Here is a 25,701-nt window from a genome sequence, read left to right as displayed (position 1 = left end):
CCGTAACGTCCTGGCGTATAGTGACCGTGTGGCAACAGCAAAGCGCGCACCCGCCGGAGCCGCGGTGCTTCGAACCGACATCACCGTGGCGATCCGGGACGCGGTGATGCACGAGCTGGCCGAGGTCGGTTACGGCCGGCTCTCCATCGAGGCCGTGGCACGCCGCGCCGGCGTCGGCAAGACAGCAATCTACCGCCGCTGGAGCAACAAACTCGAGATGGTGCTCGAGATCGTCTCCGACGTGGCCGGACGCAGTGTGCCGCTGCCCGACACCGGCAGCTTCGCCGGCGACCTCCAGCTGATCATGATGATCGTGAGCCGGGCGCTGCAACACCGGATCGCGTCGCAGATCATTCCGGACCTGATGGCCGAGGCCGCCCGTAACCCGCAGATCGCCGAGACGCTCCAGACGGCCCTGCGCACCCACCAGCAGGCGGTCGGCGAAAAGCTGGTCGGCCAGGCGGTGGCCCGCGGCGAGCTGCCCCGAGGGACCGATCCGGACGTCGCGGTCGATCTGATCCTCGGCCCGCTCTACTGGCGGCTGGCCGTCTCCCGGTCCAAGCCCGACCCGGAATACCTCGAGAAGCTGATGACGGCGGTCACGGCGGCGCTGCGCCACTCCGGCAGCTGAAAGCAACCCACCTGCACCGGACGGTCGGCTGCAGGCGGCGTCGCGCCGGCCGAAGGTAGGGGCCTCGAATCCCCGGCCCCCGGAGCAGCCATGCGTTACGAGCACGTCGACACCACCGTTCTGGACGCCGGTGCGCTCCTGGCGCTCGCCCTGGCCGGCCGCGCCGTCGTGCCGCCGGTCGACGAAGCCCCGGCGGAAGCTCCGGTCGGCGCCTGGTCGAGCGCGGATGGCGCGGTTCGTCTGGAAATCAAGACCGACGGAACGTACGCGGGAAAGGTGCTCGGTCGCAAGCGCCCGGCACGTGGCACTTATCGCCTCGACGGCGGCACGCTGAACCTGTGCGACGACTCCGGCCTGCACACGCCCGTACGGGTGGGCCGCGGCGTTCTGGAGATGGCCGGCCACCGCCTGGGTCGCGCCGCCTGACCGCTCTGCCGGCCCCGGCCGGGTCAGACGGTGGCGGGGATCGCCCACCGCGAGATGGTGTTCACGCCGCGCCTGGTCGTCCGGGGACCACCGGGCCCGTACCCGCCTAAGCCCACGGTGCTTTGCGCCGAACGGAGGGAAAAGGGGGGATGATGCGGTTCCGAGTGGCACTCGTGATGCTGCCGTTGCTGCTGGGCGCCTGCGGTGGCGGCTCCGACCCGTCCGCGAGCGAGAGCCCCGCCGACGCCGGCGGCCCGGCCTGGGTGACGGTCGCCCCCGGGCGGGCGACGGCCAGCGTGACGCCGAGGTACTCCGGATCGCCGCGTCCCGGACTGCCGCCGGTGTCGTACCTGCCCACGAGCTCGGCCTGCGCGGTCGCCTGGAACGAGGACGTCGGCAAGGTCTTCATCCCGATGGTCGTGACGGTGGGCCGGGGCTCGCTGACAGTGCAGTGGCCCAACCGTTTCGGCAACCGCTACCGGGTGGCCGCTGTGCCGCAGGAGCTGGTCAGCGGCGCCCAACCCGAGCCGCAGTGGCAGACGGTCACCACCGGCGACGAGTGTACGGCCGGCACAACGATCCGCGGTCTCAAGTCCGGATCCCCGTACGTGGTGTGGCTCGACGCCCCGGACACGCCGCGTGCGGTCGACGGCTCGCGCAGTCTCTACAGCGGCCGCTCGCAGATCGTGAAGCCGGGCTAGGACGCGATGGTGTTGCGGCCACTCCACTTGGCGGCGTAGAGGCGGTCGTCGGCCTCGCGGAACAGCGTCTCGCCCGACATGCCCTCACCGAGCTCGGCCAAGCCGACGCTCACGGTCAGGCGTACGCCGGGAAGGATGTCGGCGCGGGCCACGGCGGCGCGGATGCGCTCGGCCACCTCGCGTCCCACGGCCAGGTCGCCCCGCAGGAACACGGTGAACTCGTCGCCGGCGTACCGGACCGGGACGTCGTCGGGACGGCAGTGCGCGCGCAGGATCCGGGCCACCTCGCACAGCGCCCGGTCGCCCGTGGCGTGCGAGTACGCGTCGTTGATCGCCTTGAAGTGGTCGAGGTCGACCAGCAGGAGCACCAGCGGCATGGCCATCCGGCCCTGGTCGATGTGCCGCATCAGCAGGTCGAAGCGGCGCCGGTTGTCCAGGCCGGTCAGCGGGTCGCGAAGGACCTCGCGCTCGGCCCGGGCCCGGGCAGCTTCCGACTCCTCACGCTGCCGGGCCTGACGCAGCAGGGCCAGTCGCTGTTCGCGCAGCCGCCACAACTCGCGGGTCTGCCCCTCGACCGTGTCGAAGATGTCGCGCGCGGCCTGGCCGTCGTCGGTGGCCAGCGCGGTCAGTGCCAGCTCGAACCGGATGATCGGTTTCTCGTCGGGGCCCGTGCCGAACCCGCACAGCTCGCGGGCGGCGACGAACTCCCGTCGCGCCTCGGCCAGAGCCCCCTGCGTGCGCAGGCTGATGCCGAGCGCGACGTGCGCCATCCGGGCGTACCGGTAGTTTTCGGCCTGGCGCAGCGGCATGACGGCCTCGCGGGCCAGTTTCTCGGCCGGGACCACGTCACCCAGCTTGGCCAGGGCCAGGGCCAGCATCGCGACGGCGACCACGTCGTCGGGGCGCTGCTCCACCTGCTGTCTGGTGATCTCGGCGCTGCGCCGCAGCCGGGCCCCGGCCTCGTCGGACCGGCCCACGTGCGCCAGCCGCAGACCCCAGTGCAACAGGGTCGCGGCGTGCACGAGACCGAAACTCGCATGGGTCACGGTCAGCCGGTCGTACGTGGCCGCGGCGATCTCGTACATCTCGGCCGCCGACGCCGCCTCGGCGAACGAGCACAGCGCCGAGATCCGCCGCTCGCCGTCGGTGTAGGGCCGGTCGAGCAGCACGGCGGCGCGGGCCAGGTGGCCCATGCCGAGGAAGTAGCGTCCACGCAGGACGTCGATCTGGGCGAGGTCGCAGAGCGCCTTGGCCTCGCCGAGCACCGACCCGGCCGCCCGGTGCAGCCGCAGCAACCGTTCGCCGAGCCTGATCGCCTCGGGCAGGCGGCCCATGTAGAGGTTCGCGTACATCTGGCCCTGCACCAGGAACACCACGGAACGCTCGTCACCGACGGCATGGGCGATGGCGAGGTACGCGTCGGCCGCCTCGAGCGCCTCGTGCCCGTGGCCGGTGTTGGCCAGGCGGTGCACGCGACGGGCCAGCAGATGCAGCGGCCCGAACACGGTGACCGGCACCGGCAGCCGCGGATCCTGCGCGATCTCGCCGTCCATGCTCTCAGTATCAACATCGGACGGTCGATCACCTACAACGGATGCCGGTCGATCTCACGAGGCGGGTGTCGCGTACCTGTCCAACCCGTCCACGGCCTGTTCCTAGGGCGCACCCGGAATCGTCGGGAGGCCGGCGTCGCGCCACGCGGCGAAACCGCCCTCGAGGTCGGTGGCACGGGCCAGGCCCAGGTCCTGCAGGGCGGCCGCGGCCAGGCTGCTCGTGTAACCCTCCTGGCAGGTCACGATCACCTCGAGCGCGTAGCTGCCCGCGAACGGCAGGCGGGCTTCGCTGCGCGGGTCGAGCCGCCACTCCAGCACGTTGCGCTCGATGATCACGGCACCGGGGATCTCGCCGAACTCGGCGCGCTGAGCCGCCGGGCGGATGTCGACCAGGACGGCTCCGCGTGCCATCGCGGCCGCCGTCTCGAACGGGCCGACCCGGGTCAGCCGGGACCGTGCGTTGGCCAGGATCTCGGCGATGCCCAGGGAGCCGGGCGGGGCCACGGTCACCACTGCGCACCGGCCCGTTCGACCTCGAGCACCTCGAGGCCCGCGGCGCCGACGCGGTACTTGGTCATGGTGGTGAGGGCGGGACCGTACACGTGCACGCTGACCGCGGGGCGCGGCGACCGGTTGGTCATGCGGTGCACGTGATGCGAGCCGAACCGCCGGCCGGCGCCCTCGCCCAGCTCGCGGGAGCTGACGCGGGGTGCGTGACCGTCGGCGAGAGCCACCGTGTCCTCGGTGAGCGTGCCGCTGAACACGTGGAACGCGCCGGCCGAGCCGCCGTGGTCGTGCCACTCGGTGCCCTGCCCGGGCAGCCAGGTCAGCAGCCACACCTCGTGGTCGTGGGCGACGTGCAGGCGGTGATACCAGCGGTCGACCGGGTTGTACCGGGGCGCGACGGGCCACGTCTCGGGCGCGGCGGCGAAGCGGCCGGCGATGGCGAGGTGGTCGGGACGAGTGCCGACGGCGGTCACGGGGGTTCCTTCGTTTACATACATTGCCTATCAGTCCTATAGGTTTACCGCCACAATGCCGTCCAGGATACCGGTCGTCGCACGTCAGTGGCGGGAAGTCAGCCGAACAGGGTCACGCGCGTCGCTGGGAGGCGCGGAAACGCAGGTCAGCCGGGACAGCAGGCGCTGGCGCACCGCGCCAGATCAATCGCCAGGTCGGCGATGAGAGGGATGCCCATCCGCTGCATGGTCAACATGCTGGCCGGTGGCCGGCGTGATCGTCAAACGTCTTCCGCCATTTGGGAGGCCCGCGGGCGTCGGTTCGCCGTTCTGTGGACTTGGCCCGGTTCTTCCGGATGGCGGGTGGCATGGCCGGTGCCGGGGTGCGGATACAGGGCCGGGATGATGTTCCTCGGCGAGTCGGCGAGTCGGCGAGTGTGCTGTCGTCGGAAGCGGATTGATCATGATGGTTGCGGGACGGTCGCCCATTCGTTGATCAAGTGCGGGATAGTGGATATGCCGGAACTGTGAACACCGCGGTACGTGAAATGCCCCGCTCTCAATTGCGGATTTATCTGGACAGGTGCCATGTGGATGCCGGGTCGATGGTCACCAACCGCAAGAGGGCGGCAATGTAGCACGAGCATCGGAATTGTCGCCGCCTTCCGGAATGTCCACACTCGGTGGTCGGGTGGATCAGTGCGCATGGCCCCCGTCGGCGGGCCGGGGCCATGATCACGTGTCGCCGCGGCGGTATCCCGAGCCATGATCATGTATGGGATCCATGGTGGAGATGAAAGAAGCTCGCGGCGGTTAGCCTCTTTCGTCAAAGCCCTCCGGAGTCATGCCGATACGCTGTGTCAGTGAAATTCGCCGATGGGTCACCAGATCGGCTCGGCACCTCAGCCGTTAAGGCGGAAATCGCACTGAGCAGGCGCTGTGGAATCGAGAAAGCTATATGGTGACGTCGCCGCCGAGAACCGGTGCCGGAGGCCACCTCGCCCGCTCCCTCCGAACCCCCGATCAACGAGGACGGACAAGTGTTGAAGTCACGCCGCGGTCTCATGGCCGCCGGCCTTGCGATCGCCGTGGTCGGCGCCATAGGCGTCGTCTCCACGGTCAACGCGGGTGCCGACCAGATCGAGAGCGTGCCGGAGGCCAGTGCCCCGGCCGAGGCTTCCGACGCGGCCGGCGCTGACGCTGCCAACGCGACTGGTCCGCTGGCCACGGCTTCGCGCAAGCCCCCGCCGCTGCTGCCCTGGGGTGATCGTCCCAAGAAGCTCAAGCGAGGCGCGGCCGGCGCGACCAGCAGCAAGCTGCGATCCCAGGGTCTGTCCGCCGCCCCGGCCGAGGCCGGCGAGTCGTTGGTCCCGAAAGGGGAGTACGGCCCGAAGGGGCGCACCACCAGGAACAGCATCCTGCGCACGGCCGTGACCGATGTCGTGCCGCCGAAGCCGCCGGGCCTCAAGGCGGAGGACAAAACGGTCAACTTCATGTACAACACCGGCGCGCAGAGTGCCGACACCGCGGGCGTCTACGCCAACATCACGATCGGCCGGCCGGAGCTCGATCGGGACGACTATCACTCGCTGGCCGAGCTGGCGCTGCAGTCGGCCGACGGCTCGCAGACCATCGAGGTCGGCTGGACGGTCGACCGCGTGGTCAACGGCGACGACGACCCGCACCTGTTCGTCTTCCACTGGGTCAACGACGTGGCGCAGTGCTACAACGGCTGCGGCTGGATCCAGGCCGACGGCGAGATCAAGCCCGGCGCGACCCTGCCGTACGGCGTCACCAAGAAGTTCGGCATCCAGTACTACGACAAGGGCTGGTGGATCGCGTACGACACCGCCTGGATCGGCTACTTCCCGGAGGAGATCTGGAACAAGCAGGGCGTGAAGTTCAACCGCTCCGGCTACGTCCAGGTCTACGGTGAGGTCGCCGCCGGCGTGAACAAGGACAAGACCTGCACCGACATGGGCAACGGCACGCCGTCGTCCAAGGACACCGCTGCCCGTGTCTCGAGTGTCTCGTACATCGACGGCCCGCCGGTCGACTTGTTCATCTACAGCACGGCCGAGAAGACGTATCCCGTCGCGCCGGTCACAGCACGGTCGTTCCGGTACGGGGGTCCGGGGGACTGCTGACCGCCCGGCGCGGCCCATGACGCGATGCCCGGTCCCGGCGAGGGGGACCGGGCATCGTCCTCATTGTGCCCGTGACACGCCAGTGTTCCGCCGGGCGCGGGGGACGTCCGGCGTGCCGGGTCGAACCGAGTTCACCATCGCGGTGTACAACGTGGTGGCGAGTGGTGTTCGAGAAGGCGGGCGCGGATGAGGCGACGGGTGAGCCCCGACGAGGAGCTGATGACCGCGCTCTACATGGAGCACTATGCGGTTCTGCTCAGCTTCGTCCTGCGCTACGTCCATGATCGGCATCGGGCCGAGGATCTCGTGCAGGAGACGCTGCTGCGCGCCTGGAAGCACATCGACCACCTCGACACCGATCCCGGCCGCACCCGCTCCTACCTGCTGACCATCGCTCGCAACGTGGTCACCAACGCGTGGCGGGCCGAGCAGCGCCGGCCGCACCTGGTGGCTGACGAGGCCGCGGTGAACGCGATGCCGTCGGCGGACAACGTCGACGAGATGGTCGAGGGCTGGCTGGTCGCCGAGGCGCTGGAGCGGCTGTCGGCCGACCACCAGGCGGTGGTCAAGGCCATGTACTACGAGGGCCAGAGCGTGGCCGACGCGGCCCGCGAGCTTTCGGTGCCCGAGGGCACGGTCAAGTCCCGGGCGTACTACGCGGTGCGGGCGTTGCGCACGGTGTTCGAGGAGATGGGGGTGCTGCGGTGAGCACCGACCACGACGACCTGCACCGGTTGCTCGGGGGTTATCTGCTCGGCGGCCTTGACGAGGCGGACACCGAGCGGCTCGACGCCCACCTGCACGATTGCGATCGCTGCCGGGACGAGCTCGACCGGCTGGCCGCCGTGCCCGAGCTGCTGCGCCGGCTTCCCGAGGCGCACCGGGAGGAGCCGTCGACGGCGGCGCCGGTCAGCATGTCGGCCCGCCCGAGCCAGGAGAACATCGACGGCCTGCTGCGCCTGATGCGGGCCGAGCGGTCCCGGCAGAGCCGCATGGCCGGCGTCCGCTGGCTCGCCGCAGCGGCCGTGGTGCTGGTGGCGGTGGGGATCGGGTTCGGGGTGCTGCGCGGCAACCGGGAAGGCAGGCCGCCGCAGGTGTTGCCGAGCCCCGAGCTGGTGACCGCGCGGTTCCTGCCGGCCCAGGGCAGCGGCATGGCGGGTCAGGCCGTGCTCACGCCGAAGACGTGGGGTGTCTCGGTGGCGCTCGACGTGACGAAGCTGCGCGGCCAGGGCCCCTTCCACTGCCAGGTGCGGGCCTCGTCCGGGCAGGTCGAGCAGGCAATGGTGTGGGGGCCCACGCCGAGCGGCAACGCCAAGGTGATCGGGGCGAGCTCGATCCAGCTGCGCAACGTCAGCCGGATCGAGGTCCAGGATCACGACGGTCAGGTGCTGGGCACGGCCGATTTGAATTAGGTCACTCTGCGAAGCCGTACGAGATAGGTCTGTGCCACCACGACCAGGGCGAGGAAAGCGCCGCTGATCACCTGCTGCCAGTTGCTGTTGAGGTTGCCGACCTGGTTGATCAGGTTTTGGATCACGCCGAGCAGCAGCACCCCGGCGATGGTGCCGGCGATCGTGCCCGCCCCGCCGGTGAGCAGCGTCCCGCCGATGACGACGGCGGCGATCGCGTCCAGCTCCATGCCCGTGCCCAGCACCGTCACCCCGGAACCGAGCTTGGCCGCGTTGATGGCCCCGGCCAGCCCCGCGAGCAGCCCCGACAGGACATAGACCCAGACCTTCGTACGGCGTACGGGCACACCCATGAGGCTGGCCGCGTCCTCGCTGCCGCCGACGGAGTAGACCGAGGCGCCGAACCGGGTGCGGGCCAGCACCACCATGCCGATCACGACCAGCCCCGCGACCAGCCACACCTGGTAGCCGATGTTGAGGAACGAGCCGTTGCCGAGCTTGCGGAACGTGTCGTCCTGCACGAGGTACGTGTTGGAGCCCTCGGCGCTGATCGCCCGCATGAGCCCGCGCGCGCCGAGCAGGGCCGCGAGCGTCACGATGAACGGCGCCATCCGGGTGTACGCGATGAGCAGCCCGTTGACCAGGCCGATCGCCCCGCACACGGCCAGTGGGAGCAGGAACGCGGCCAGGATGCCGTACTGCGAGGCCCAGGCGGCCAGCACGCCACCGAGCACGTAGAGCGAGCCCACCGACAGGTCGATCCCGCCCGTGATGATCACGAAGGTCATGCCGAGCGCGATCAGCATCGGCGGCGCGGCCGCGACCAGGATCGTCGCCGCGTTGTCGAAGCTGCGGAAGTTGGGGAACGTCGCCAGCGCGATCAGCACCACGACGACGAGGACGGCCAGGGCGCCCTGCCGCTGGATCGTGCCGACGACGCGGTCGGTGCGCTCGGCCTTGCGGACATCCTCGGCAACGATCGCCGGGGTCTCCGGTCCCGAGACGTTCGTCATGGTCACCGGGTCTTCCTCTCTCGGGCCACGTAGACCGCGATCAGGATGATCACGGCCTGCACCATCTCGGTGGTGGAGGGCTGCAGGTTGTGCTTGATCATCGTGGCGATCACCAGCTGCATGAGCAGGGCGCCGGCCACTGTGCCCAGGACCCGGACCTTGCCGCCGGTGAGCGGGGTGCCGCCCACCACCACGGCGGTGATCGCGGAAAGCTCGATGAGCAGGCCCACCGAGGACGCGTCGCTGGACTGGATGCGGGCCACCGAGAGCAGGCCGGCGATGGACGCCAGCACCGCGCACACCACGTACACGGTGATCAGCACCCGCTTGACCGGCAGGCCGGCCAGCTCGGCGGCCGGGCGGTTGCCGCCGACGGCCAGCAGCCGGCGGCCGAAGACCGTGCGGCGCATGACGAAGCCGACGATCAGCACCATCAGCGCCGCGATCCAGACCAGCACCGGGATGCCGAGCAGGTCACCCGAGCCGAGGTAGAGGAAGTCGGGGTTGCGGATGTCGACGAGCTTGCCCTCGCTGATCACGACGGCGAGACCGCGCCCGCCCACGAACAGTGCGAGGGTCGCGACGATCGGCTGCAGGCCCACCTTGGCGACCAGAACACCGTTGATCAGGCCGACGGCGACCCCGGCGAGCAGGGCGACCAGGATCGCGGCGACCACCCCGTACCCGAGATAGAGCGGGATGAAGGCGGCGGCCAGGGCCATGACCGAGCCGACCGAGAGGTCGATGCCCTCGGTGCCGATCACCAGCGCCATGCCGAGGGCCACGATGACGATCGGCGCCACCTGGATCAGCTGGATGCGCAGGTTGCTCCAGGTCGCGAAGTACGGCGTGAAGAAGATGTTGTAGACGACCAGCAGCACGATGGCGGCGTAGACGCCGTACTTGGGCAGCCAGGCCTTGAGGCGGGCGGCGTCGACGACGGGCCGGGCGGCCACCGTTTCAGTGCTCACGGGGGGCCTCCGTTGCGATGGTGGACATCAGGTCCTCGGTGGTGACCTCGGCGCCGGTCAGGGTGCCGACCACGACGCCGTCGCGCAGCACCACCACCCTGTCCGAGCCCTCGACCAACTCCTCGGCGTCCGACGAGACCAGCACGACGCCGAGTCCCTCGGCCGCCAGTCCGTCGATCAGCGACTGCACCTCGGCCTTGGCGCCGACGTCGATGCCGCGGGTCGGCTCGTCGAGCAGCAGCACCTTGGGGTCGGTGGCGAGCAGCCGGGCCAGCAGCACCTTCTGCTGGTTGCCGCCGGAGAGGTCGCCCACGGCCTGGTCGGGGCTGGACGCCTTGATCCGCAGGCGCTTCATGTACATGTCGACGATCGCGTCGATCTTCGCGTCGGAGACGAACCCGCCTCGGGACACGCGGGGCAGGATGGCCAGCGCGATGTTCTCGCGTACGGAGAGGCCGGGCACGATGCCTTCGGCCTTGCGGTCCTCGGGCTGGACGGCCACGCCCGCCTGCACCGCGCGTACGGGGGTGGGCTTTTTCAGCTCTTTGCCGTCGACCTCGATCTGACCGCTGTCCAGGTGGTACGCGCCGCCGATGGCCTTGACCGTCTCGCTGCGGCCGGCGCCCAGCAGCCCGCCCAGCCCGACCACCTCGCCGGGACGCACGTCGAAGCTGATGTCGTGCAGTTTGTGCCGGCTGTTCAGCCCCCGCACCCGCAGCACCGGCGGGTCCTCGTCGTGACCGGTGGCCGCGCCCGAGAACGCTGTCGCCCCCTCGCGGCGGACCTCGGCCATGTCGCGCCCGAGCATGAGCGAAACCAGCTTGATCCGTTCCAGGCCGGCCAGCTTGCCGGTGTGCACCAGCCGGCCGTCGCGCAGGATGGTGACCGCGTCGCAGATCTCGTAGAGCTCGTCGAGCCGGTGGCTGACGTAGATGATGCCGATGCCGCGTACGTGCAGGTCACGGATGACGCCGAAGAGGGTCTGCACCTCGCGCGGCTCGAGCGACGACGTGGGCTCGTCCATGATCACGACCTTCGCGTCGATCATGACGGCGCGGGCCAGGGCGACCATCTGCTGAGCGCCGAGCGCGAGCGTGCCCAGCTGGCGGCGGACGTCGGTGGTGACGCCGTAACCGGCCAGCACCTCGCGGGCCTCGCGCTCCATCCTGCCCCGGTCGATCAGGCCGAGTTTGTTGCGCGGCTCGCGACCGAGGAAGAGGTTCTGCGCCACGCTCATCAGCGGGACGAGGTTGACCTCCTGATAGATGGTCGAGATGCCGGCGCGCTGGGCGTCCATCGGGGTGCCGAACTGCGCCGGCGAGTCCTGATACCGCAGCTCGCCACCGTCCGGCTGGTAGACGCCGGTGAGCACCTTGATCAAGGTGGACTTGCCGGCGCCGTTCTCGCCGACGAGCGCGTGCACCTCGCCCGGTTGCAGTGTGAAGGACACCGAGTCGAGGGCGCGTACGCCCGGAAATATCTTGGAGACGTCGACGACTTCCAGCAACGCCATGCAGTGGCTCCTCAATCGGTGCCGGGCCGGATGGTCAGGGCACCACCCGGCCCGGCGGTCGTAGCTACCCCAGCGGGGCCGCGTTGTTCCAGGTCACGTCGGCGTTGTAGCTGCCGGCGTTGTCCCACGTGTTGCCACCGCCGTTGGTGGCGATGTAGACGGCTTCGGCGTAGTGCCGCCAGTAGTAGCCGGGGTAGTTGATCGATTCGAGCGAGACGTTGCCCGATCCGCCGTTGAGGCCGGGCTGGGCGCAGAACGTGGCGTCCTGCTGGAACGTCGCGCTCCCGTCGTTGGCCGCCTTCTGCAGCCGGTAACCCGAATGCCGCAGGTACTGGCCGGGATAGTTGACCGACTCGAACGTGTAGCAGCTGTTGTCGGCCAGACCGGCGCGCACGGTGAAGGTCGCGTCGCGCCGGTCGGCCTGCGCGCTCGACGCCGAGATCACGTCGGTGCGCGCCAGGTTGTCACGGTGCCGCAGGTAACGGTTGTCGAAGCCGGGCGTGGTGACCCGGAACGACCGGCTCTGCCCGACGGCCAGGTCGGCGCCGCTTCGCCACAACGGTGAGCCCACGGCCCAGGTCGCGTCGTCGTTGAACGAGCCTCCGCTGCTCGCCTCGACCCACACCTCCTCGGCCCGGTGCCGCAGGTAGCGGCCGGGGAAGTTGGCCGACTCGAGCGACGTGCCGCCGCCGGAGAGGCCGGGCCGGGCGCAGAAGGTCGCGTCGCCGGCGAACGATCCGCCGGTGTCGGCCTCGCGATAGACGCGGGAGTTGCGGTGCCGCAGGTACTGGCCTGCGAAGTTGCGCGACTCGAACGAGTAGCAGGACGCATTGGACAGACCCGGGCGTACGAGATACGTGGCGTCCTGCCGGGCGGTGGTGGAGCTGGACGTCGAGATCACGTCCGTACGGGCGGCGCCGTCAGCGTGCCGCAGGTAGCGGTCGGTGTAGCCGGGCGTGGTGACCCGCAGCGAGGCGGGCCGGTTGAGCGAGAGCGTGGTGCCGTTGGCCGCGCCCAGGACCCGCAGGTTGACCTCACGTACGCGGGCGAAGTCCATCTTGCGGAGCTGCCGGTCGTACGTGAAGAAACCGTTGAGCTCCTCCTCGACGTCGGTCGGTTCGGTGTAGACGGAGCCGGACAGCCCGTTGCCGTTGATCAGGTCGACCATCCGGCCCGTGATCTGCACGTATCTGCTGGTCAGGGCGTTGCTGTCGGGCAGCCACTCGTACGCGAACTTGCCGCTGGTCGGCCACTCGTGCCCGGGGGTGCGCAGGCCCAGGCCGCCGTACTCGCCGTTGACCGCGAACCGGGTGGCTGTCGGCGGGCGGGTGATGCCGGGGCCGACGTACAGGTGGTCGTCGATGACGTCGCCGTTGCCCGGGTCGGGGTCGGAGTCGCAGCAGTTGGAGCCGGAGTTGTGGTTGACCATCCGGGTCGGGTCCCAGCTCTTCACCAGATCGGCGATGCGCCCGGAGTCGTACTGGCCCCAGCCCTCGTTGAACGGCACCCACTGCACGATCGACGTGATGCCCTTGTGCTCGTCGATCATCTCCTTCAGTTCCTTCTCGAACCGGGTGCGGCCCGCCGCTGACGGCTCGCGCCCGCTGGCCAGCGCCGGCATGTCCTGCCAGACCAGCAGGCCCAGCCGGTCGGCGTGGTAGAACCAGCGGTCGCTCTCGACCTTGATGTGCTTGCGCACCATGTTGAAGCCCAGCGCCTTCTGCTGCTCCAGGTCGAAGCGCAGCGCGGCGTCGGTGGGCGCGGTCGAGATGCCGTCGGGCCAGTAACCCTGGTCGAGCGTGCCCAGCTGGAAGACGAACTTGCCGTTGAGCGTCGGGCGAAGCACCCCGCCCAGCACGGCCTTGCCGAGCGAGCGCATGCCGAAGTAGCCGCCGACCGTGTCCCCGCTGCTCAGCGTGACCCGCAGGTCGTACAGGAAGGGATCGTCGGGGGTCCAGAGGCGCGCGTTGGGCACCGGCACGCGGAACGACGAGCCGACCGTGCCGGTGGCCGAACCGACGACCGTGCCGCCGGACAGCACCTGCGCGGTGACCTGCTGCCCGCTCGCGCCGGCGGCCTGCACGACCAGGTCGAGGCCGCCCGCGGCGACGTTCGGAGTGGTGTCGAGCCGGGTGATGTGCGCCGGATTCGTCGGCTCGAGCCACACCGTCTGCCAGATTCCCGAGTACGGGGTGTACCAGATGCCGCCGCGGCTCAGGCGCTGCTTGCCGACCGGGATGTCCTGGCCGTTGGTGGGGTCCCAGACGCCGACGATGATCTCGTTGCTGCCGGCCCGCAGAGCGGACGTGATGTCGTACGAGAATTTGTCGTAGCCGCCCTCGTGGGTGCCGAGCAGCGTGCCGTTGACCCACACCTTGGACTGCCAGTCGACGGCGCCGAAGTTGAGCTGCACGTTGCGGCCCGACCAGCCGGCCGGAACGGTGAACGTGCGGCGGTAGTACGAGTAGTCCTGCCGCCGCATGATCCCGGAGAGCGCGCTCTCGATCGGGTACGGCACGAGGATCTCCTCACCGAGGGTCTGTCCCGTCGGCGGGGTGTTGATGTTCGACGCGCCGGCGAACTGCCAGATGCCGTTGAGGCTCTGCCAGTCGGTGCGCGTCAGCTGAGGCCGGGGGTATTCCGGGAGGGGGTTGGCCGTGCTGACCTGGCTGGTCCAGGGGGTGGTCAGCGGTGGCGTCTTCGGGACGAACGCTGCTGCGGGCGAGGCGAACGCCACGACCGCGCCGGCACTGGCCGTGAGGGCCGCGACGGCGAGGGCGAGGAGCCTCCGGGGATGTGCAGTCACGTTCTCTCTCCTTCGAAAGAGTGAGCCGTGCGGGGACGCACACATACTGACGTGATCGCACACGAGCCAGCAATAGACCGGCGTCCATATGGTGGAGCGGGCGGGCAGCGCCGGAACACCACCCGCCCGGACGCTCAGTAGGCGGCGCTGATGTCTGTCTTGGCGTTGTCCGTGCCGTATTGCCGGTCCTGGATGATGATGTCCTGGCCGACCGGCTCACCACCGAAGAACTTGGTCGCGGTCTCGAACGCGAGGGGGCCGAAACGCGGGTTCGACTCGATCACCGCGGTCGCCCAGCCGTCCACAATGGCCTGCACAGCGCCCTTGGTGCCGTCGATCGACACGACCTTCACGTCACCGGCCTTCTTGCCGGCGCTCTTCAGGGCCGTGATGGCGCCGAGGGCCATCTCGTCGTTCTCCCCGTAGATGCCGTTGATGTCCGGGTTGGACTGCAGTAGCTGCTCGGTGACTTTCTGCCCTTCCTCGCGCGAGAAGTTGCCCGTCTGTTCGAAGACGACCTGGATGTCCGGCGCGATCTTGGCGATCTGGTCCTTGAAGCCGCTCGTCCGCAGCGTGGTCACGTTGTTGCCGGGGGAGCCCAGCAGGATCGCGACCTTGCCCTTGTTGCCCATCGCCTTGGCCATCTCGTCGGCCGCGCGCTTGCCCTGCTCGGCGAAGTCGGAGCCGATGAAGGTCAGGTAGTCCTTGCACGGGGTGGCGTTGATCTTGCGGTCGATCGTGATGATCGGAACCTTCTTGGCCGACGCCTTGGCGAACACCGAGTCCCAGCCGTCCGAGTTCAGCGGGGCGATGACCAGCAGCTGCACGCCCGAGTCGATCATCTGCTCGACGTCGCTGATCTGCTTGTTGAACTGAGAGTTGGCGTTGGTCGTGGTCAGGTTGGTGATCCCCAGCTTCGCCGCCTCGTCCTTGATGGACTGGGTCTCGGCGATGCGGAACGGGTTCGCCTCCTTCTCCGACTGGGAGAAGCCGACCTTTGCCGTCTTCAGGTCGACCTTGGTGCCGCCGTACTGCTCGAGGGTGCAGGTCGCGGCGCTCGGATCGGCCGACTGCACGACCTGGGCGCCCGCCGAGGGGGCGCCGGCGGCCGACGTCGTGCCGCTGTCCTCGGACTTGGCACAGGCGCTGAGGAAGAGAAGGGCCGCACCGAAAATCGCGGCCGCCGGCCGCCAACGGCCGGGGGAAACGCTCATGACAGAGCTCCTTAGTGGTGGATGTGACACCGGGGAGTAACCACCTGGAAACACATTCACGCACTATCGAACTTTTTCTGTCAAGGGATCAGAGCAGACCCGCGCAATAACGAACGTGTATCAAGACTTCTCTATGCGCGGAACGGACCGCTCCGAACAGGATCAAACCACGGATGTCGATGTACGCGCGACGTCCCAGCGCGCCGACATCGAGGCGAACAGGCGGTGCGCCTCCTCGGGCCGTTCCCCGCTGAGCACCGCGGCGTCCTCGAGCGCCGACGCCAGCTCGAGCACCCGGCCGACCTTGCGGTAATGCGCGGCCGCGGCCAAGGCCGGTGCCGGGTCACCGCGCAGCAACGCCTGGCAGCGCAGGTTGGCCGCGTACGCCCGGGCCGGCCGCACCTCGCGAGCGGCCTCGGCGGCGCAGATCGCGGCGGCCCGCTCGGCGATGTCGGGCCGGTGGTGCCGCTGGGCCAGCCGTAGCACGTCGGGCAGCCACTGATGGCGCAGCATCATCGGGGCGTACGCGGGCTGCAGCAGCGGTCCCAGCAGGTCGAGCGCTTCGGCCGGCCGGCCCTGCTGCTCGGCCGCCAACGCCCGCGCGACCAGCAGGAAGTCGCAGTTCTCGCGCTCGGCCTCGCTGGCCGGCACGGCGTCTGCGGCGCCCAGGTGGGCCGCGGCGAGGTCGGGGGCGTCGCGGTGCAGCGCGATCAGGGCGGCCACCCCGTGCATCAGCATCGTCACCGCGCCGGGCTCGCGCCGGCCGTGGAAGGTGATGCCCGGCCCGTCCTCGGTGACCGCGCCGACCTCGGCCAGCGCCTCGTCCCAGCGGCCCAGCCAATAATCCTGAACCGCGGCCGCCACCTGCAGACCGGCCGGCGCGGTGCGCAGCGTCTCCTGGGCCTCGTCCAGCCGGTCGAGGTTCTGCAGCGAGAACAGCCGATTGTCGAGCAGGTCGACATAGGTGGCGGTCAGCTCCGGGTGCGCCCGCACCACCCCGATCGCCCTGTCCACATGCGCCAGCGCGCGCTCGTGGTCGCGGCGGATCGAGCTGGTCAGCCAGATGGTCTGCAACGCGAACGCGGTCTCGTAGGGCTGCCCGGCCGCCACCGCCTCGTCGTGCACCGCCTGCGCCCGGCGCTCGGCCGCGTCCAGGTCATCGAGGTCGCCGCGGCGGAAGTTGGCCAGGAGCACCCTGTGCCGGGACCGCCAGATCGACGGCACCCGCTCGTCGTCGACCGCCTCACGCAACATCGCCTCGGCCTCGGCCGTCTCGCCGCGGCGGTGACGCATCGTGGCGAGCAGTTGCCGCATCTCGGCGCGGGCTGCCGGGTCGGTGGCGAGGCTCATCGCCTCCTCGGCCTGGTTCATCGGCGTCCGGCCCTGCCGGAACTCCAAGCGCACCAGGGCCACCAGCAGCACGCCGCGCTCCCCGGCCGAGGGCAGCTCGGTGGCGAGCGTGCGGCGGATCAGGTCGCCGGCGATCTGCGGGGCTCGTCGCACCACCGCCGAGTGGTTCGTGACCAGCCAGTTCAGCACCCACGAGTCGACCACCGGTGCAGACGCGCTGAGCTGCTCGGCGACCCGGGTCAGCGGGCTGCCGCCGGCCGCCAGCACCTCGGCGGCGTGCCGATGCAGGCCCGCGCGCAGGGCCGGGGGCACGCTGGCGACCAGCGCCTGCCGCAGGAACGGGTGCCGGAACGCCAGGTCGCTGCCGCTGTCGACCAGCACGGCCGCGGCCAGCGCCTCCTCCAGCGCGCCGACCAGGTCGAGGGCCGAGCGCCCGGTCACCGCCACCACCTCGCTGACCGAGAACTCCGAGCCCAGCAGCGCCGCCAGCCGCAGCACCTCACGGGTCTCGGGGGACAGCACGTCGAGCGCTGCGTGCACCGCGTCGAGCAGGGTCTGCGGCGGGTCGACGGTCACCTCGGCGCCGATGTCGGCCCGCCCGCCGCTGATCTCGACCGCGTCCCGTTGCCGCAGCGCCGTGACCAGCTCGCGGGCGAACAACGGGTTTCCGCCGGAACGGGCGGCGAGCGCACGCAAGTTGTCCCCCGGCGGAGCCCCGACCAGGGCGGTCACCATGCGGTCGAGCTCGGCCGGGGCGAGCGGGCCCAGGTCGAGCGGCATGCGCTGGCGGGCCAGGACCTTGCGGCGCAGTCCGGCGTGGTGCGCGTCGGGCCGGGCCGCGGCCACCAGCAGCAGGGGCAGCTTGGGCACGAGGGCGAGCAGGCGCTCCCACACCCGTACGGTGGCGCTGTCGGCCCACTGCATGTCGTCGACCACCAGCACCAGCGGCGAGGTGGCGCAGGCCGACCGGACAGCCGCGACGATCTGGTCGTCCACCGGCTCGGCCCCCGTGCCCAGGCCCAAGGCCCGCGACAGCACCTGCAGCGGTACGCGGGAACGCAGCTGATCGGCCGCGCCCCAGGCGACCCGGCAGCCGTAGCGGGCGGCGTCGGCGAACGCATGCGTCAGCAACTCGGTCTTGCCGATGCCGGGCTCACCCGAGATCCACACCGCGTTCCCGGCCCCGGCCGCGACCGCCCGCACCAGACCACGAAGGTGATCAATCTCGGCCACCCGGCCCACCCACGAGCGGCCGCCCAGCCCGTCGCGCAGGGCCTTGGCGATCGGGGTCGGCACCACCGTACGGTGCTCCGGACCGGCCCGCCGCACCCCCGGCTCAACGTCGCCCGTCCCGGCGAGCAACTGCCGCTGCAACGAGCGCAACGCCGGGCCGGGCTCGATGCCGAGCTCGGCCACGAGCGTGCGCCGGGCGGTGCGGAACACCTCGAGCGCCTCGCCGTGCCGGCCGGCCCGGTGCAACGCGCGCATCAGCAACTCGTGCAGCGGCTCGTGCAGCGGGTGGTCGCTGACCAGCGCGGTCAGCTCGGCCACCAGGCCGTCGTCGCCGCCCGCCTCCAGCCGCAGCCGGGCCCGCTGTTCGGCCGCGGCCAGCCGCAACTCGGCCAGCCGCTGCCGGTCGAGTTCCAGGAACGGGCCGGCCAGGGTCGCGTACGCGTCCCCGCGCCACAACGACAGGGCCTCGTCGAGCCGGGCCACGGCGCCGTTCGCGTCCCCGGTGGCGAGCAGTTCGGCCGCGGCCGTCCGCAACCACTGGAACCGGGCCGAGTCGAGCTGGTCGGGCTCGACCCGCAGCCGATAACCACCCGAGCCGGTGCTGAGGTCGGCCGGTTCGAGCGCGCGGCGCAGCCCCGAGATGTAGGTGTAGACGCTGCCCACGGCCGTGGCCGGCGGGGAGTTGCCCCAGATCGCGGTGATCAGCTCGTCGCGGCCGACCACCCGGCCCGCGTGCGCGGCCAGCACCGCGAAGACCGCCCGTTGCCGCGCCGGGCCGAGCTCCAGCTCACGATCCCCCAGCCAGGCACGCACCGGCCCGAGAACGCTGACGCGCAAGACGTTCGGCACGTGTCCTCCCGGGTCGGTGTCTGTCAACTTCATGGGAGACGGGCCGGGTGTCAATGGATAACACAAACCGCACGGACGGGCACTCCTCGGCCGCCGTCCTTCCGTACGGCCGCCGGCCTCTGCTGAACTGGTTCATCGGGCTCCGATCGGGTTCTTCATCGGCGATGAAGAATCCGTGAAGGTTCCCTGAAGGCCCGTTCCCGAGACTGACTTCCCTGACGTTGTGGGAGGCAGCCATGGAACAGACCCGGGTCGCTGTGCAGGCGACAGACCCGCTCAGCCACGCCGGTCTCGCCGCGTTGCTCCAGTTCCGCGGCGACCTCACGGTGTTGCGCAACGCCCAGCGGGCCGAGGCGGACGTGCTGGTGGTCGCGGCCGAGCGGCTCAGCACCGAGGTGGTGGCGACCTTGCGCCGCTCGAACGCCGAGACGACGGCGCCGGTCGTGCTGGTGGTGTCCGAGATCGACGAGGGTGACCTGTTGACCGCGGTGGAGTGCCGCGTCGTCGCGATCCTGCCCCGCGGGGCGGTCTCGGCCGACCGGCTGGCGCACAGCGTGAAGGCGGCCGCGTGCGGTGGCGGGGTGCTGCCGCCCAACCTGGTCGGCGAGCTGCTCAAGCACGTCGAGCGGATGCAGCGCGACGTGCTCACGCCGAACGGGCTGAACGCCTCGGGCCTGACCCCACGCGAGATCGACGTGCTGCGCCTGATGGCCGACGGGTTCGACACCAACGAGATCGCCGGCAAGCTCTGCTACTCGGAGCGGACCGTGAAGAACGTGATCTACGGGGTCACCCACCGGCTCAAGCTGCGCAACCGGTCCCACGCTGTGGCATATGCGCTTCGCGCCGGCATGATCTGAGAGTTGGATCGGGGGCATGGACGCCCCCGTCAAACTCAAGCCCGGCGACCGGGTCGCCGTCGTTTCGCCCTCGTGGGCCGGCCCCGGGGTCTTCCCGGCCGTGCAGGACCTCGCCCTGCGCCGCATCCGCGACGAGCTGGACCTCGAGCCGGTCGAGTTCCCCACCACCCGTACGCCGGGGGCCTCCGCCGCCGAGCGAGCGGCCGACCTGATGGCCGCGTACGCCGATCCCACGATCCGGGCGGTGTTCGCCTCGATCGGCGGCGACGACCAGATCACCGTCCTGTCGCACCTCGACCCGGCGCCGTTCCGTGCCGACCCCAAGCCGTACTTCGGCTACTCCGACAACACCAACCTGCTGAACTGGCTGTGGACGCACGGCGTGGCCGGCTACCACGGCGGCTCGACGCTGGTGCACCTGTCCCGCCCGCTCGACCCGGTCCACCTGAGCTCGCTGCGGGCCGCGCTCTTCGACACCACCGACTTGGCGATCACCCCGGTGAACCAGTTCAGCGAGGAGGAATCGGACTGGGACAACCCCTCGACGCTGGACACGCCGCTCGCCACCGTGCCCAGTCCCGGCTGGGTGTGGCACCAGCCCGGCACGGTGGTGACCGGGCCGACCTGGGGTGGCAACCTCGAGATCCTGCACTGGAACCTGGCCGCCTCGCGGTGGATCCTGCCGGTCGAGCGTTACGCGGGCTCGATCCTGCTGCTCGAGACCTCCGAGGAGCTGCCGCCCGCCGAGGAGGTGTTCCGCATGCTGCGCAACGCCGGCGAGCGGGGGCTGCTGGAACAGTTCCCGGCGGTGCTGGTGGCCACGGCCAAGGCGGCCTTCCGGGGCAACCCCGCGTCGGCTGAGGAACGCAGTTCGTATCGGGACGATCAGCGGGAGGCCGTCCTCGAGGCGCTGGCCGTCTACAGCCCGTCGGCGATGGCCGTCTTCGGGATCGATTTCGGTCACACGACGCCGCAGTGGATTCTGCCGTACGGGGGTCGCATGACGATCGACGGCCCGAACCGGTCGATCACGGCGCACTTCTGACGGGGCAGGCCCGCGCCGCGATCCGGTTTTCGGCGGTGTCGCGGGGCCGTTATCGGGCGCTCTTGATCGACTCGGGTGACTGCACCGGGGGCGCGCACGGGTCGCAGAACGTACGGGGTGGGGTGTGGGCCGGCAGGCGGCTCGGCACCAGCAGATACGCGAGCACGGCGCCCGCCACCATCAGCCCCGCGCAGATCATCATCGTGTTCCGGTACACCGGCTGGAGCTGGGCCGCGTCGGTCAGGTTTCCGCTGCCCAGCCCGGCCGCCAGGGGCAGCACCGCCACCGCCAGCAGCCCGGCCGCCCGCGCCACGGCGTTGTTGACCCCGGAGGCGATTCCCGCGTACGAGTCGTCGAGCGCCCCGAGCGCGGTGGCTGTCAGCGGCGCCACGAGCGCCGACAGGCCGAGCCCGAAGATCAGCACCGCGGGCAGCACGTCGGCCCAGTACGTGGCGTCCGCACCGATCCGCGACATCATCAGCAGGGCGACCGCGCAGATCAAGGGGCCCACTGTCATCAGGATCCGCGGCCCGGTGCGCTGCGAGAGGGCGCCCGCGCGGGCCGAGAGCAGCAGCATCAGCGCTGTCGTCGGCAGCAGCGCCATCCCGCTGGCCAGCGGCGTGAAGCCGGAGACGACCTGCAGGTTGACCACGAACAGGAAGAACACCCCGCCGTTGGCCGCGTAGACCAGGAACGTGACCAGGTTGGCCCCGCCGAACGCCTTGTTCGCGAAGATCCGCAGGGGCAGCATCGGGTGCGACGAACGGCGCTCGACCAGCACGAACGCGGCCATGGCACCGGCCCCGACCGCCAGCGAGACCAGCACCGCCGGGTCACCGGGCCCGTGCTCCGGCCAGGCCGTGAAGCCGTACGTGAGCCCGGCCAGGCCGGTCGCGCCGGTGAGCACCCCGGCGTAATCGATGCGGCGGGCCGCCGCCGGGTTGCGTGACTCGGGCACGTGCCGGGCCGCGACCAGGAGGACCAGCACGGCGAGCGGCACGTTGATCAGGAAGATGTACCGCCAGTTGCCGATCTCGACCAGCCAGCCGCCCAGGAACGGGCCGAGCGCGCCGCCGATGCCCCCCAGACCCGACCAGGCTCCGATCGCGCGCGACCTGTCCTCGGCCGCGAACGACGCCTCAAGGATGGCCAGCGCCCCGGGGGTGAGCAGGGCGCCGCCGACACCCTGCAGCACGCGGGCGCCGATCAGCATCTCGACGTTCGGCGCGAGCCCGCACAGCAGCGAGGCGATCGCGAACCAGGCGACACCGAGCATGAAGACGCGCTTGCGTCCGTACCGGTCGCCCAGTGAGCCGCCCAGCAGGATCAACGCGGCCAGGCTGAGCGCGTACCCGTTGACGGTCCACTGCAGGCCGGCCGCGTCGGAGCCGAGGTCGCGGCCGATCGCCGGCAGGGCGATGTTGACCACCGTGGAGTCGATGAAAGCCAGGCTGGAGCCGAGGACCGTGGCCAGCAGCACCCAGCGCCCGACCGGTGTGCCGTACCGCACCGGCGCCCCAGCAGTCACATCCATGCCGCGACCTTAGCCCCGCCCCGCGTGCCGAGATCCGTCAGCCGACCAGTGGCACGCCACCGATGAGGGCATACCTCCGCGAGAAGCGCCGTGCGCACGAACGCGCTCACCGGCGCGGTTGTGCGCGTACGTGCTCAATCACGCTCTGCGCGCGTACGCGCGCATTGGCCGGGATGCGCGCGTACGTGCGCCGGCGCTAAGATGTGCACGTACATGCGTAAGGAGCGGCCATGCGCCTCAGCAATGCGGATGACCTGGGTGTTTACCTGCGAGAGAGACGCCACGCCGCCTCGATGACGCAGGCCCAGCTGGCTGCCCGCGCCAGGGTGAGCCGCCGATGGCTCACCGATCTCGAGGCCGGCAAGGCCACCGCTGAGGTCGGGCTCGTCTTCAGAGTTGTCGCCGCCCTCGGGCTGTTCATCGACGTTCGTCCCGAGCCCGAGTCAGATTTCGACCTGGACGCCTACCTCGATTCCTTCGGCGGGAGCTCGACATGATCCGCAACCTGGTCGTTCTGCTGAGTGGTCACCGGGTCGGCGACCTTGTGCAGGGTCCGGGCGGCGTCCTTGCCCTCGGCTACGACGCGGACTACCGAAGTTCCGAGGCGGCTCTCCCGTTGTCCCTGTCGCTTCCCCTGACCCAGCCTTCTCACGCCGGGGCGGTCGTACGGTCGTACTGCCAGGGGCTGCTGCCCGACAACGAAAGCGTGCTGGAGCGCTGGGGTCGCGAGTTCCAGGTCTCCGCCGGCAACCCGTTCGCCCTGCTTACCCACGTCGGCGAGGACTGCGCCGGCGCGGCCCAGTTCGTGCCCGCCGAGCGGGTCGAGGCAATGACAGAGAACAAGGGCGATGTCGTCCTGCTGACCGACGAGCAGGTCGCCGAGCGGCTGCGCATCCTGCGGCGGGATCCGTCGGCGTGGCATCTGGCCGGCACCGGGCAGTTCAGCCTGGCCGGGGCGCAGGCCAAGACGGCGCTGCACCTCGACACCGTGACGGGTCAATGGGGAGACCCGTCGGGCGCGATTCCGACGACGCACATCCTCAAGCCGGCCGTCACCGGTTTCGACGACCACGACCTCAACGAGCACCTGTGCCTGCGGGCGGCTCAGAATCTCGGGCTCCGCGCAGCAGCCTTCCGTACGATGACATGTACCTGCCCCGTCTGCGCCTCGCCATGAAGATCGGCTCGGAGTACCGGGTCGAGGCGGTCACCGGGCGGCACTGGGCTGCGTTTGCCGAGCGCAGCCGGCTCGATGCCGGGCGGGTGCGGGCGCGGATCAGTGAGCTGGCCGGGCGGCTGCCGAAGGCGTTTCGCCAGGCCGCGAGCGCCGACGCGGTGGTCGCGCTGGGCTCCGGGCTGCCGGGGCGACTCGTCGCGCGCATCACCGAGCACGCCGTGCGCTGCGTGAAGGCGCTGGACGGGGCGTGAGCGACGCCTCGCGTTGTGTGGGGGCGCTTGAACGATCGTGAAACTAGGGTGAGATGCATGATGCGTGCAGCTGTGTTCACCGAGCCCGGTCCGGCGTCCGTTCTGCAGATCACCGAGCGGGAGCTGCCGCCGGCCGGGCCCGGTGAGGTCCGGGTGCGGATCGTGTTGTCCGCGGTCAACCCGACCGACACCGGGACCCGGGCCGGGCGCGGCGTGCCGGACGGTGTGAAGCCACCTCGGGTGCCGAACCAGGACGGCGCCGGGGTGGTGGACGCGGTGGGTGACGGTGTGACCGGGCTGGAGCCGGGCGACCACGTCTGGGTGTGGGACGCCGGGTACGGCCGTGAGAACGGCACCGCCCAGGAGTACGTGGTGCTGCCCCGCCGGCAGGTGGTGCGGATGAGCGAGGACGTGCCGTTCGAGGTCGGGGCCGACCTGGGCATCCCGGCGCTGACCGCGCACCGCTGCCTCACGCTGGCCGGTGACGGTCCGGCTCGGCTGGCGCCGGGCGCGCTTGCCGGGCGTACGGTGCTGGTGGCCGGGGGTGCGGGCGCTGTCGGCAACGCCGCGATCCAGCTGGCCAAGTGGGCGGGCGCGACCGTGCTGGCCACCGTGTCGTCCAAGGAGAAGGCCGACCTGGCCGCGGCCGCGGGGGCCGACGCGGTGATCAACTATCGCGAGGAGGACGTGGCCGCCCGGGTGCGGGAGCTCAGCGAGACCGGCCCCAACATCGTGGTCGAGGTCAGCACCGAGAACCTGCGGCTCGACCTCAACGTGATCGCGCCCAACGGCAACATCGCGATCTACGTGGCGGGCGAGGTGACGATCCCCAGCTTCAAGGCGATGCTCAAGAACGTCAGCCTCGACTTCGTGCTGACCTACACCACCTCGGCCGAGGAGAAGGACAACGCGGTCGCCGCCGTGGCCGAGGCCGTCAACGCCGGCGCCTTCCGGGTGGGGGAGGACGCCGGGCTGCCGATCCTGCGTTACCCGTTCGAGCGGATCGCCGACGCCCACGAGGCCGTCGAGAACAACGCCGTGGGCAAGGTCGTCATCGAGGTGACCGCGCCTTAGCCAGCAGGGCGTCGGCCACCCGCTCGACGCCGCGGCCGTCCACCGCCGACCAGGCCCGCTGGGCCAGCTCGGTGCGGGCGGCCGCGTCGGTGAGCAGCCGCTCCAGCGTGTCGACGGCGTCGACGCCGAGGTGACCGAGCCGGCCGAGCCCGGCGCCGAAACCGCGGGCGATCGTGCGGTCGTAGCCGAGGATCTGGTTGTCGACCACCCAGACCAGCGCCGCGGGCAGGCCCAGGCAGAGCAGTTCCCAGGTCGACGTGCCGCTGGCGCTCACCGCGAGGTCGGCCTCGGCCAGCAGCTTGGGCAGGTCGTCGGTGGGCGGGATGATGTCGAAGCGCTGCCCCTCGGCCGGCACCACGGCGTGCAGCTCGTCGCGCAGGCTCTCGTTGGCCCCGATGACCGTGGCGTCGAACCGGGCTCCCGTCTGAGCCAGCAGCACGGCGATCTCGGGTGCGGCCCGATAGGCGTCGGTGCCGCCGAAGAAGGCCACCACCTTGGGCGTACGGGCGTCGGTGTGCACCGGCGGCGTGGCCGGGCGAAGCGACCGCACCGAGCTGCGCAGCAGGGCGTAGTCGAGCCCGGCCAGGCCGAGCGCGCCCGGCACGTCGACCACCGAGTCGAGGTTCTGGTCGACGTAGATGTCGGCCGTCTGCCCGCGGAAGTCGCCGTCCACGATCGCCAGCACCGGCCACCCGGCCGCGCGGACCGCGATCGAGTGCTCCGGCGGCAACGTGTACGAGTCGATGACGAGAGCGTCGAGATCGGCGACGGCCGCGACCAGCCCGGCCGGGTCGGCGGGCGGCGGCGACCAGGGCAGACCACGGCTGGTGAGCTGGGACTCGGCCCACTCGACGCCGCCGAGGTCGCTCAGGAAGCGCACCCCGACGCCGCGGGAGACCAGTTCCTCGGCCAGCGCGACACACCGGACGAGATGCCCGACGCCGGTGCGCGCACCGGCGTCGCAGCGGATACCGACGGTTGTCAC

Annotated in this window: 23 protein-coding genes; 12 read left to right on the top strand and 11 right to left on the bottom strand. The window is 70.7% G+C overall.

Annotated elements, in window-relative coordinates:
• Nucleotides 1-64 precede the first annotated feature (64 nt).
• The 3 genes from C8E87_RS13815 to C8E87_RS13805 all read left to right on the top strand — a co-directional run bounded on the left by C8E87_RS13815 (nt 65) and on the right by C8E87_RS13805 (nt 1,758).
• Entirely contained in the window at nt 65-631 is a 567-nt protein-coding gene (locus tag C8E87_RS13815) for a TetR/AcrR family transcriptional regulator (protein ID WP_239080374.1), read from the top strand.
• Nucleotides 632-721: 90 nt separating this feature from the next.
• Nucleotides 722-1,057, top strand: coding sequence for an Atu4866 domain-containing protein (locus tag C8E87_RS13810; protein ID WP_133873472.1), 336 nt, complete (start codon nt 722-724; stop codon nt 1,055-1,057).
• Between the two features lie 149 nt (nt 1,058-1,206).
• On the top strand, nt 1,207-1,758 hold the full coding sequence (locus C8E87_RS13805) for a hypothetical protein (protein WP_166661160.1): 552 nt from the start codon (nt 1,207-1,209) through the stop codon (nt 1,756-1,758).
• On the opposite strand, the gene C8E87_RS13800 is transcribed toward C8E87_RS13805, so the two are convergent.
• The 3 genes from C8E87_RS13800 to C8E87_RS13790 all read right to left on the bottom strand — a co-directional run bounded on the left by C8E87_RS13800 (nt 1,755) and on the right by C8E87_RS13790 (nt 4,291).
• Nucleotides 1,755-3,311: a GGDEF domain-containing protein gene (locus tag C8E87_RS13800; protein ID WP_133873470.1), complete on the bottom strand. Its 1,557-nt coding sequence runs from the start codon at nt 3,309-3,311 to the stop codon at nt 1,755-1,757. The genes C8E87_RS13805 and C8E87_RS13800 overlap by 4 nt on opposite strands.
• A 102-nt stretch (nt 3,312-3,413) precedes the next feature.
• Nucleotides 3,414-3,821: a rhodanese-like domain-containing protein gene (locus tag C8E87_RS13795; protein WP_133873469.1), complete on the bottom strand. Its 408-nt coding sequence runs from the start codon at nt 3,819-3,821 to the stop codon at nt 3,414-3,416.
• Nucleotides 3,818-4,291, bottom strand: a complete 474-nt coding sequence (locus C8E87_RS13790; RefSeq protein WP_438866055.1) for a cysteine dioxygenase — start codon at nt 4,289-4,291, stop codon at nt 3,818-3,820. Before C8E87_RS13790 ends, C8E87_RS13795 begins: the two co-directional genes overlap by 4 nt.
• 1,019 nt (nt 4,292-5,310) lie before the next feature.
• Here C8E87_RS13790 and C8E87_RS13785 point away from each other — a divergent pair.
• From C8E87_RS13785 to C8E87_RS13775, 3 genes are all read left to right on the top strand, one after another.
• Nucleotides 5,311-6,417 carry a neprosin family prolyl endopeptidase gene (locus tag C8E87_RS13785; protein WP_239080375.1) on the top strand — a complete coding sequence of 369 codons (1,107 nt, stop codon included), beginning with the start codon at nt 5,311-5,313 and terminating at the stop codon, nt 6,415-6,417.
• 186 nt (nt 6,418-6,603) lie between these two features.
• Nucleotides 6,604-7,125 (top strand): sigma-70 family RNA polymerase sigma factor, encoded by a 522-nt coding sequence (locus C8E87_RS13780; RefSeq protein ID WP_133873467.1) that lies wholly within the window; start codon nt 6,604-6,606, stop codon nt 7,123-7,125.
• Nucleotides 7,122-7,829, top strand: coding sequence for an anti-sigma factor family protein (locus C8E87_RS13775; RefSeq protein ID WP_133873466.1), 708 nt, complete (start codon nt 7,122-7,124; stop codon nt 7,827-7,829). The genes C8E87_RS13780 and C8E87_RS13775 overlap by 4 nt, the downstream gene beginning before the upstream one ends.
• Here C8E87_RS13775 and C8E87_RS13770 read toward each other — a convergent pair.
• The 6 genes from C8E87_RS13770 to C8E87_RS13745 all read right to left on the bottom strand — a co-directional run bounded on the left by C8E87_RS13770 (nt 7,826) and on the right by C8E87_RS13745 (nt 18,775).
• A complete protein-coding gene (locus C8E87_RS13770) occupies nt 7,826-8,839 on the bottom strand; it encodes an ABC transporter permease (RefSeq protein WP_133876810.1) in 1,014 nt (337 codons plus the stop codon). The genes C8E87_RS13775 and C8E87_RS13770 overlap by 4 nt on opposite strands.
• A gap of 2 nt (nt 8,840-8,841) precedes the next feature.
• Nucleotides 8,842-9,810, bottom strand: coding sequence for an ABC transporter permease (locus C8E87_RS13765; protein ID WP_133873465.1), 969 nt, complete (start codon nt 9,808-9,810; stop codon nt 8,842-8,844).
• A complete protein-coding gene (locus tag C8E87_RS13760; protein ID WP_133873464.1) occupies nt 9,800-11,323 on the bottom strand; it encodes a sugar ABC transporter ATP-binding protein in 1,524 nt (507 codons plus the stop codon). The genes C8E87_RS13765 and C8E87_RS13760 overlap by 11 nt, the downstream gene beginning before the upstream one ends.
• A 64-nt stretch (nt 11,324-11,387) precedes the next feature.
• A complete protein-coding gene (locus C8E87_RS13755; protein ID WP_203720763.1) occupies nt 11,388-14,129 on the bottom strand; it encodes an AbfB domain-containing protein in 2,742 nt (913 codons plus the stop codon).
• Nucleotides 14,130-14,263: 134 nt separating this feature from the next.
• Complete coding sequence (locus tag C8E87_RS13750) at nt 14,264-15,343, bottom strand: ABC transporter substrate-binding protein (RefSeq protein ID WP_133873462.1); 1,080 nt, start codon at nt 15,341-15,343, stop codon at nt 14,264-14,266.
• 162 nt (nt 15,344-15,505) lie between these two features.
• Nucleotides 15,506-18,775, bottom strand: coding sequence for an ATP-binding protein (locus C8E87_RS13745; RefSeq protein WP_239080376.1), 3,270 nt, complete (start codon nt 18,773-18,775; stop codon nt 15,506-15,508).
• Between the two features lie 236 nt (nt 18,776-19,011).
• On the opposite strand from C8E87_RS13745, the gene C8E87_RS13740 reads away from it, so the two are divergent.
• Nucleotides 19,012-19,635, top strand: coding sequence for a helix-turn-helix transcriptional regulator (locus tag C8E87_RS13740; RefSeq protein ID WP_133873461.1), 624 nt, complete (start codon nt 19,012-19,014; stop codon nt 19,633-19,635).
• 16 nt (nt 19,636-19,651) lie between these two features.
• Nucleotides 19,652-20,680 carry a S66 peptidase family protein gene (locus tag C8E87_RS13735; protein ID WP_133873460.1) on the top strand — a complete coding sequence of 343 codons (1,029 nt, stop codon included), beginning with the start codon at nt 19,652-19,654 and terminating at the stop codon, nt 20,678-20,680.
• Nucleotides 20,681-20,729: 49 nt separating this feature from the next.
• On the opposite strand, the gene C8E87_RS13730 is transcribed toward C8E87_RS13735, so the two are convergent.
• Complete coding sequence (locus tag C8E87_RS13730; protein ID WP_133873459.1) at nt 20,730-22,214, bottom strand: DHA2 family efflux MFS transporter permease subunit; 1,485 nt, start codon at nt 22,212-22,214, stop codon at nt 20,730-20,732.
• Between the two features lie 230 nt (nt 22,215-22,444).
• On the opposite strand from C8E87_RS13730, the gene C8E87_RS13725 reads away from it, so the two are divergent.
• Genes C8E87_RS13725 through C8E87_RS13710 form a run of 4 tightly spaced genes read left to right on the top strand, consistent with a single transcriptional unit; the run spans nt 22,445 to nt 24,716 of the window.
• Nucleotides 22,445-22,711: a helix-turn-helix domain-containing protein gene (locus C8E87_RS13725; protein WP_133873458.1), complete on the top strand. Its 267-nt coding sequence runs from the start codon at nt 22,445-22,447 to the stop codon at nt 22,709-22,711.
• Nucleotides 22,708-23,391, top strand: coding sequence for a HipA N-terminal domain-containing protein (locus C8E87_RS13720; protein WP_133873457.1), 684 nt, complete (start codon nt 22,708-22,710; stop codon nt 23,389-23,391). The genes C8E87_RS13725 and C8E87_RS13720 overlap by 4 nt, the downstream gene beginning before the upstream one ends.
• Nucleotides 23,361-23,642, top strand: a complete 282-nt coding sequence (locus C8E87_RS13715; protein WP_133873456.1) for a HipA domain-containing protein — start codon at nt 23,361-23,363, stop codon at nt 23,640-23,642. Before C8E87_RS13720 ends, C8E87_RS13715 begins: the two co-directional genes overlap by 31 nt.
• Before the next feature lie 60 nt (nt 23,643-23,702).
• Nucleotides 23,703-24,716, top strand: coding sequence for an NADPH:quinone reductase (locus C8E87_RS13710; protein WP_133876808.1), 1,014 nt, complete (start codon nt 23,703-23,705; stop codon nt 24,714-24,716).
• On the opposite strand, the gene C8E87_RS13705 is transcribed toward C8E87_RS13710, so the two are convergent.
• Nucleotides 24,694-25,701, bottom strand: coding sequence for a PseG/SpsG family protein (locus C8E87_RS13705; RefSeq protein ID WP_133873455.1), 1,008 nt, complete (start codon nt 25,699-25,701; stop codon nt 24,694-24,696). The genes C8E87_RS13710 and C8E87_RS13705 overlap by 23 nt on opposite strands.

The sequence above is a fragment of the Paractinoplanes brasiliensis genome (assembly GCF_004362215.1).
Taxonomy (GTDB): Bacteria; Actinomycetota; Actinomycetes; order Mycobacteriales; family Micromonosporaceae; genus Actinoplanes; species Actinoplanes brasiliensis.
Note: the sequence above shows the minus strand (reverse complement) of the source record. Positions and strands in the feature narration are given on the sequence as shown.